The sequence below is a fragment of the Aeromonas sp. QDB56 genome, from assembly GCF_027705505.1.
Classification (GTDB): Bacteria; Pseudomonadota; Gammaproteobacteria; order Enterobacterales; family Aeromonadaceae; genus Aeromonas; species Aeromonas caviae.
This window is the reverse complement of sequence record NZ_JAPDBZ010000040.1, coordinates 22,310-31,187: the sequence shown is the minus strand read 5'-3', so window position 1 is coordinate 31,187 and position 8,878 is coordinate 22,310. Positions and strand designations below refer to the sequence as shown.

Below are 8,878 nucleotides of genomic sequence, written 5' to 3'. Positions count from 1 at the left end.
ATGTTATTCACGCTGGCCAACCTGTTTCGGGCGGACCAAATGATACGTCAGTGGGAGAGATCTCACTAAAAACTGGGAATAACGCCTTAAATGGCGAAGAAACGGTCTAAATAGGCTGATTCAAGGCATTTACGGGAGAAAAGATCGGCTCAAACTGAAAAAATGAAATGACTGAGTCAGCCGAGAAGAATTTCCCCGCTTATTCGCACCTTCCTTAGCAATGGCGACCATCCGGTCGCCTTTTTAATTTCTATCGCAGTCCAATCAGCAAACTCACCGAGCCGGTCGCTTGGCACCATTCCCTTTGGCCGCAGGCTTGCCGCCTTGAGTGGCGGGTTTGGCGCCCGGCTTGGCAGAGCCTGCACGGGTCGGGGTTTTACCCTTGTGAGCGGGCTTGCCAGCGGGTTTACCCTGACTTGTGCCCTGCCCTGCGCCCTGCGCGGCGGGCTTGCCGTTGCCCGAGCCTTTCTGGAGCTGAGACCCCACCGGTTTGCCATTGCCCGCCTTGCCGCCATGTTTGCTGGTTGCCGGGGCATTCCCTGCACCAGTCTCGCTACGGGCGGCCTTGTTGCCAGCCCCATTGCCGCGCTGATGCACGATATTGCTATGACGAGTCAACGCAGGCTTGAGGCCCTTGTTGCGGCTGCGCTCGGCCTTGGCTTCGCCACGGCCTTCCGGCGGCACCAGGCAGTCGGGGCCGTTGCCGATGAGGTGGCCCTTGCCCATCTCCAGCAGGGCTTCGCGGATCATCGGCCAGCCGGCCGGATCGTGGTAGCGCAGCAGCGCCTTGTGCAGGCGACGGCGACGCTCCCCTTTCACCACGAACACGTCCCCGCCCTGGCGGCTCACCTTGTTGAGCGGGTTTTTCTCGGTGTAATACATGGTGGTGGCGTTGGCGAGCGGCGACGGGTAGAAGTTCTGCACCTGATCGAGCTTGAAGCGGTTTGCTTTAATCCAGAGCGCCATGTTCACCATGTCTTCATCCGTGGTGCCCGGGTGGGCGGAGATGAAGTAGGGGATCAGGTACTGCTGCTTGCCCGCCTCTTTGGAGTACTTGTCAAACAGCTCCTTGAAGCTGTAGTAGCTGCCCATGCCGGGCTTCATCATCTTGGAGAGCGGGCCCTCCTCGGTGTGTTCCGGCGCGATCTTGAGGTAGCCGCCGACGTGGTACTTGGCCAGCTCCTTGATATAGCGCGGATCTTCCACCGCGATGTCGTAACGCACCCCGGAGGCGATCAGGATCTTCTTGATGCCCTTGAGGTCACGCGCCTTGCGATAGAGGTTGATGGTCGGGCTGTGGTCGGTATCCATGTGCGGGCAGATGGTCGGCCAGACGCAGGAGGCACGGCGACAGGTCTGCTCGGCCTTGGGGCTCTTGCAGCGGAGCTTGTACATGTTGGCTGTGGGGCCGCCCAGATCCGAGATGACGCCGGTAAAGCCCGGCACCTTGTCGCGGATCTCTTCGATTTCTTTAAGAATCGACTCTTCCGAGCGGCTCTGGATGATGCGCCCCTCGTGCTCGGTGATGGAGCAGAAGGAGCAGCCGCCAAAGCAGCCGCGCATGATGTTGACCGAGGTCTTGATCATGTCGTAGGCCGGGATCTTCTCGTTGCCATAGGCCGGGTGCGGCACCCGCTGGTACGGCAGGCCGAACACCCCGTCCATCTCGTCGGTCTCGAGCGGGAAGGCAGGCGGGTTGACCCAGATGATGCGATCGCCGTGGGCCTGGGAGAGGGCGCGGGCGCAGCCCGGGTTGGTCTCGTGGTGCAGGATGCGGGACGCATGGGCGTAGAGCACCTTGTCCTCCTTCACCCGCTCGAACGCCGGCAGCTTGACGTAGGTCAGCTCCCACGGCTTTTGCTTAGGGGGTTGTACCAGGATGGGCTTGGCTTCCTGCTCCATCGGCGCCGTGCCTTCGTCATCGCTGCAGGGCGCCCCTTCCATATAGGGGTTGGGGATGGGATCGATGCGGCCAATCTGGTCGAGCTTGCTCGAATCCACCCCGCGCCAGCCCGGCAGCGGCTCCTTGCGGATCACCGCAGTGCCGCGAATGTCCTGCATGGTGTCGATGGTCTCGCCACCTGCGATACGGTGAGCCACCTCCACCAGCGGCCGCTCGGCGTTGCCATAGATGAGGATGTCGGCCTTGGCGTCGATCAGGATGGAGCGACGGATGGTCTCGGACCAGTAGTCGTAATGGGCGATGCGGCGCAGGGATGCCTCGATGCCGCCGATGACCACCGGCACCTCTTTATAGGCCTCTTTGCAGCGCTGGGTGTAGACCAGAGTGGCGCGGTCCGGCCGCTTGCCGCCCACATCCCCCGGGGTGTAGGCGTCGTCGTGGCGCAGCTTCTTGTCGGCGGTGTAGCGGTTGATCATGGAGTCCATGTTGCCCGCCGTCACCCCGTAGAAGAGATTGGGCTTGCCCAGGCGCATGAAGTCATCTTTCGATGACCAGTCCGGCTGGGCGATGATGCCGACCCGAAAACCCTGGGATTCGAGCATGCGGCCGATCACCGCCATGCCGAAGCTCGGGTGATCCACGTAGGCGTCGCCTGTCACCAGCACGATGTCGCAGCTGTCCCAGCCGAGCTTGTCCATCTCCGCGCGGGACATGGGCAGGAAGGGCGCCGTGCCGTAGCACTCGGCCCAGTAACGGGGATAGGAGAAGAGGTTGGTAACCGGCTGCATTTTGACCACCTGGAACAATTCGGGTCGCGCATTATACCGGCAGAGCCAGGCGGGGGCGACGGCTTTTTGCCCCTACAGAACGCGAGGGGAAGGGGCTCCTTCGAGCGGGCGCGACAGGTCGGCGTGACAGACTCCGATCTCATCAACAAGCAGGGCGCCCATTGGCGCCCTGCTTGCTGTCATGCGGGTCGGCACGCTAGGCCGCCGGTTTGTCACGCCCCTCGGGGGCCACCGCCCCCGGCACCGGGGAGGGACTGGCCGGGGTTGCCGTGGCCAGTACCTCGTCCACCAGCCTGTCCCGCGCCCCCGTCATCCCCGCGCGTCTGGCGATCAGGTGATAGATGGCGGGCACCACCAGCAGGGTCACCAGGGTCGCCAAGGACAAGCCGAAGAAGACCACGGTTCCCACGGCCATCCGGCTCTCGTACCCCGCCCCCATGGAGAGCATCAGGGGCACGGCGCCGATGATGGCGGTGAGCGAGGTCATCAAGATGGGGCGCAGGCGGCGCACCGACCCCTTGATGATCGCCTCCTCGAACCCTTCACCCCGCTGGCGCAGCTGGTTGATGAACTCGACGATGAGGATGCCGTTCTTGGTCACCATGCCGATGAGCATGATCATGCCTATCTGGCTGTAGATGCTGAGCTCCTGCCCCGTGAGCCAGAGGCCGAGCAGGCCGCCGAAGATGCCGAGTGGCACCGTCATCATCACCACCGCCGGGGTCAGCAGGCTCTCGAACTGGGCCACCAGCACCAGATAGACCACCAGCAGGGCCAGGCCGAACACCAGTGCCATCTCCCCCTGGTTGTCGCGATAGTCCTTGGACTCGCCGGCATAATCCACCGACATGCCGGTGGGCAGGTGATCCGCGGCCCAGCCATCCAGGAAGTCGAGCACCTCCCCCAGGGTGTGGCCGGGGGCCACGTCCGCGGTGAGGGTGACCGCCTTCTGGCGCTGGTAGTGGTTGAGGCGCTGGGGACTCGCCACCTGGGTGACGGTCGCCAGGGTGGAGAGGCTCACCATCTCGCCGCTCGCGGCCTTCAAATAGATGCGGCTGATGTCGGAGATACCGTTGAACTGGGTCTGGTTGGCGCGCAGGTAGACATCATACTCTTCACCCCTGTCCACATAGGTGGTCTGGCTGACGCCGCCGAGCAGGGCCTGCAGGGAGCTTGCGATGGTGGAGACCGGAATGCCGAGCTGGGTGGCTCGCTCCCGCTCTATGGTCACCTGCAGCTCCGGGGTCTTCTCGGCATAGTCGAGATCCGGGCTCTGCATCAGCCCGCTTTGGGCCGCCGCCTCCTTGAGCGCCAGCCCCTGCTGGTTGAGCTCGCCGTAATCGGAGCCTTGCAGCACGAACTGCACCGCCGCGGTGGAGCCGCCTCTGAACCCCGGCTGGAAGGTGCGGATCATCACGTCGGGGATGCCGGCGAGGCGGCCGCTCAGGGAGCGGCCAAACTCGGTGGCCGTTTCCTCCCGCACCGCCCAGTCGCTGAGCTGGATGATGGCCATGCCGGTCTGATCGCCGCCGCGCCCGAAGGCCGGGGTGCTGAAGCTCATGGCCTGCACCACCCCCTGGCCGAGCAGCGGCAGGATGGCGGCCTCCACCTGCTGCATGTTGCGCTTCATCCGCTCGATGCTGGTGCCCTCGGCCCCTTTCACGAAGACGTAGAGCACGCCCCTGTCCTCGGTCGGGGTGAGGCTCGCGGGCAGCTTGCCAAACAGGGCGCCGATGCCGCCGAGGCAGAGCAGCAGCACCAGGGGCATCCAGACGGCGCGGCGCAGCACCCAGCCCAGCAGGCGGCGGTAGCGTTCCTCCACCCAGCCAAGGCCCCGGTCCAGAGTGGCGGTCAGGGCGTTGGGTTTATGGACGGCGCGCATCAGCCAGGAGCCCATGGCCGGGGTCAGGGTCAGGGCCACCAGGGAGGAGAAAAGCACGGCGAGCGACAACAGAATGGCAAACTCGGTGAAGAGCCGGCCCACCATGCCGTCCATGAAGGCGATGGGCACGAACACCATCACCAGCACGGCGGTGGTGGCGATGACCGCGAAGCCCACCTCCCGGGTGCCGTGCCAGGCCGCCATCAGGGGGGATTCCCCCCGCTGCAGGTGGTGGTGGATGTTCTCCACCACCACGATGGCGTCATCCACCACCAGACCGATGGCGAGGATCAGCGCCAGCAAGGTGATGAGGTTGATGGAAAAACCCAGATACCAGGCACCGATAAAGGCCGAGATAAGGGAGACGGGCACAGTGATGGCCGGGATCAGGGTGGTGCGCCCCTGGCCGAGGAAGAGATAGAGCACGGCCACCACCAGCACGGCGCAGATGGCGAGCGTCTCGTACACCTCGTCGATGGCCTGCTTGATGAAGATGGTGGAGTCGTAGTCCACCTCCAGGCTGGCCCCCTCCGGCAGGAAGCGCTGCATCTCCACGAGCTTCTTCTCGATGCCCTGGGCCACGGCCAGGGGGTTCGCGGTGGACTGGGCGACGATGCCGATCCCCAAGCTCTCGCGGCCGTTGCGCTGGTAGGCGCTGTCTTCGTTCTTGGCCCCCACCTCCACATCGGCGATGTCGGCCAGGTAGATGCTCTCGCCGTTGGCGGCGGTCGTCACCGGCAGGGAGCGGAAATCCTCGGCGCTGTGATAGAGACGCGCGATCTGCACCGCCATGGTCATGCTGTTGTTGCGGATCTCCCCCCCCGGCAGCTCGATATTCTCCCGCTTGAGGGCGTCCTGCACGTCTGCCACCGTGATGCCACGGGCGGCCATGTCGGCGGGGCGCAGCCGCACATACATCACCTGGGTCAGATCGCCGGAGAGGGAGACCTCGCTCACCCCGTCCACCAGGCTCAAGGGATCCACCAGCATGCGGTTCGCGTAGTCGGTCAGGGCGGTGCGGTCCATCTGGGTGCTGCTGAAGTTCAGCCAGATCGCCACGTCGCCGTTGCCGTTATCCTTGGTCACCATGGGCTCGTCGGCGTCGTCCGGGAGCCTGGGCCTCGCGCGGGAGATGGCATCGCGCACGTCGGAGGTGCCCTCCAGCATGTTCCAGCCGAGCTTGAACTCCACCGTGATGGAGGAGCGCCCCTTGCGGGTCACCGAGTTGATGTTCTTGATGCCGCTGATGCCGGAGAGCTGATCCTCGATGGGCTTGGTGACCTGGCTCTCCATCACCTCGGGGGCCGCCCCCTCATAGGTGGTGGTGATGGAGACGGACGGAGTCTGCACATCCGGCATCTCCCGCACGGTGAGTTTGCTGAAGGCCACCAGGCCGAACACGGTGAGCAGGGCGCTGATGACCACCGCCACCAGGGGACGGCGTACTGAGATATCGGAGAGCCACATCAGCCTTTCACCTCGCCCAGATCACGTACCTGGGCGCCGTCGCGCAGATTGACCAGCCCCTCCACCGCGATGCGATCGCCGACGCTGAGCCCCTTGAGCACCCAGACGGCCTCGCCATGGGTGTCGCCAAGCTCCACCGGCACGCGCTTCACCCGTCCGTCCGCCTCCAGGCGATAGACGAAGCGCTGCTCGCCGGCATACTCCACCGACTGGGCGGGGATCAGGGTCATCTTCTGGGGTGGCAGAGAGAGATCCACGTTCATCAGCATGCCGGGACGCAGCTGGCCACCGGTGTTGGGCAGGATGACGCGGGCCTTGATGTTCTGGGTGTCGCTGGAGATCCGGCTGTCGAGGGTCTCCAGCACGCCGGAAAAGGATTGATCCGGCCAGGCCGAGCTGGTTGCCGTCACCGCCATGCCGGGGCGCAGCAGGGAGAGGTAGCGCTCGGGCACCGCCAGATCGAGCCGCAGTTTTGCCAGCTCGTCCAGATGCAAGAGCACGTCGCCGCTGTTGACCAGGGCTCCTTCGCTGAGATCGATGAGGCTGACGGTGCCGTCGAAGGGGGCGGCCAGGGTGCGCAGGGAGAGCTCGTAACGGGCCGCATCGACCCGGGCCTGGGCCTGGGCAACAGTCGCCTCCTGCCCCTCCAGCTCCGAGGTGGTGACGGCGCCTCGCGCCACCAGCTTGCGCATGTCCCGCAGCTTGCGGACCTCGTCGCGCACGCTGGCGCTCTGCTCGGCCAGCTCCGCCTGCTGCTTGCCCGCATCCAGGGCGATCAGGGTCTGCCCCTGTGTGACCTGCTGGCCGGAGCTCACCGCGATGGTGGCAATGCGGCCGGTCACCTCGGGACTGATGGCCACGGAGCGATTGGCCGCAAGCTTGCTCACCAGCTTGATGGAGGGCTCGGCCAGGCTCTGCCTGACGGTTTCGGCCCTGATATTGATCTCTCTTGGTGCAGGCTTGCTGGCAGGTTCAGCCTGCCGCAGATGCCAGGCGCCCGCCGCCAGCAATAGAAGAAGAGGGAAAAGCCACAGCCACACGCGCGTTTTCATCACAAGATCCATGCAGTCAAAGAGAGAGGAAGAAGAGATAGCTTCATCAAGGATGGCACCATGTTACCCCCTGACTATGCCGTGACTATGTATAAATGTGACAAAACGTAACAGTCCGGTGAGAAGATCATCAAAAACGCATCTTGTCGGCACGCGCGTCAGGGTTCTGCCTTACACTGATGCCGACTCTCGCCATCTTCCGGTACGCCCATGTCCATTCCCTCCCCCGCCTTTGCCAGATACCGATTGCAGTGGCTGCTGCTGGGCCTCGGCCTGCTGCTGCTGTTGCTCGCCCTGCAACATGCGTTTCGCCAGGTTACCGAGATCAACAAGCGTGACACCATCAACGCCGCGACCCAGCTCAGCAGCCAGCACCAGCGGATGGAGACCTTCCTTGAGGCCATGCGCGGCCAGGCGGAGGAGCGCCTGCGCAGCAATCCCCAGTCCGTGCTCTCTCGCCAGCTCTATCAGGCGCTGCAATCCGACGGGGAGCACGGCATCAATCTGGATCGCATCCCCGTCGATCTGCCCCCGCCCTCATCGGCAACCTGACCGGGCAGGGCCCGCTGCCCCATGACGGCAGCGAGCGGCAAGCCAGAATACATCTCGCCCTCAGCCTCTCCCCCCTGCTCGCCACGGCCAGCAAGCTGCTGGACAGGGACGTGGCCTGGATCTACTTCACCGGTACGGACAATTTCATCTACCTCTATCCCTGGGTGCCATCCAGCCAGTTTCGCTTCGATCCCGTGATTTACAGCAAGGCCTACTGGCAGGAGGCGATGGCCAGGCATCCCCACCTGGAGCACGCCATGCTCTCGCGCCCCTACCAGGATTTTGCCGGACGGGGGCAGATGATCACCCTCTCCCAGCCCATTACCCAGGGCGGCCAGATCATTGGCCTGCTCAGCATCGACATCCAGACCGTCACGCTGGCGCAGACCCTGCACCGCCTCGCCCCCCGGATTGGCACCCTGTTCCTGCTCAACGCCCATCAGCAGATCCTCGCCAGCAGCCAGTCCGGTACCGCACCGCCCCCGGTCAGGACGGCGCAGTCAGCGGAATATGAGTGGCAACAGGGCGCCTTGCAGCTCGTCTACCCCATCCCGGAGACACCGCTCTCCCTCATCCATCGCATCCCGCTGCTGCCTCTGCTGCAGACGCTGTTGTGGCAATCGGCGACGGCGCTCATCACCATTCTCTGTCTGGTGGTGGCGACCGTCTCCAGCCTGCGTGCCCAGCGCCTCAACCGCCGCCTCAACTATCTGTCGCGCCACGATGCCCTGACCGGCGCCTTCAACCGCCACTACTTCGATGCCTTCGAACACCGCCAGGCCCTGGCAGGCCGCCAACGCATCGGCGCCATCATGTTTGACTGCGATCACTTCAAACAAGTCAACGACCGTTTCGGCCACGGGGTGGGCGATCAGGTCCTCATCCGTCTGGTGCAGCTCTGCCAGTCCCTGCTGACACGGGAGTGCCACCTGATCCGCTGGGGCGGCGAGGAGTTCCTGCTGCTCGTCGCCGATGAAGCGATCCCTCTGGCCCCCTTGGCCGAGCGGCTTCGTCTGTGCATAGCAGAGCATCCCTGGAGCGCCATCGCGGCCGAGCTGAAGGTGACCGTCAGCCTGGGCCACTGTCGCCAGTCACCGGCCATCTCCTTGCAGGAGGTGATCCGCCGCGCCGATATCGCCCTCTATCAGGCCAAGGCCAACGGCCGCAATCGCAGCGAAGCGTGGCAGGATGACGGGCAGGAGAAGCCGGAGTAAGCTGGACTCCCACTTCATGT

General features: G+C 64.4%; 3 protein-coding genes and 1 pseudogene. 1 reads left to right on the top strand and 3 read right to left on the bottom strand.

Going from position 1 to position 8,878, the window contains the following annotated elements:
• Nucleotides 1–273 precede the first annotated feature (273 nt).
• From OKB81_RS08825 to OKB81_RS08815, 3 genes are all read right to left on the bottom strand, one after another.
• Complete coding sequence (locus OKB81_RS08825; RefSeq protein WP_270666301.1) at nt 274–2,691, bottom strand: YgiQ family radical SAM protein; 2,418 nt, start codon at nt 2,689–2,691, stop codon at nt 274–276.
• Between the two features lie 196 nt (nt 2,692–2,887).
• Entirely contained in the window at nt 2,888–6,040 is a 3,153-nt protein-coding gene (locus tag OKB81_RS08820) for an efflux RND transporter permease subunit (protein WP_270805207.1), read from the bottom strand.
• Nucleotides 6,040–7,092, bottom strand: coding sequence for an efflux RND transporter periplasmic adaptor subunit (locus OKB81_RS08815; protein WP_160837564.1), 1,053 nt, complete (start codon nt 7,090–7,092; stop codon nt 6,040–6,042). Before OKB81_RS08815 ends, OKB81_RS08820 begins: the two co-directional genes overlap by 1 nt.
• Before the next feature lie 210 nt (nt 7,093–7,302).
• Here OKB81_RS08815 and OKB81_RS08810 point away from each other — a divergent pair.
• A pseudogene (locus OKB81_RS08810) lies at nt 7,303–8,858 on the top strand (sensor domain-containing diguanylate cyclase).
• Nucleotides 8,859–8,878: the final 20 nt, after the last annotated feature.

Coding starts and splice junctions, on each gene's coding strand:
- OKB81_RS08825 (WP_270666301.1), bottom strand. CDS start 2,691: ATGCAGCCGGTTACCAACCTCTTCTCCTATCCCCGTTACTGGGCCGAG.
- OKB81_RS08820 (WP_270805207.1), bottom strand. CDS start 6,040: ATGTGGCTCTCCGATATCTCAGTACGCCGTCCCCTGGTGGCGGTGGTC.
- OKB81_RS08815 (WP_160837564.1), bottom strand. CDS start 7,092: ATGAAAACGCGCGTGTGGCTGTGGCTTTTCCCTCTTCTTCTATTGCTG.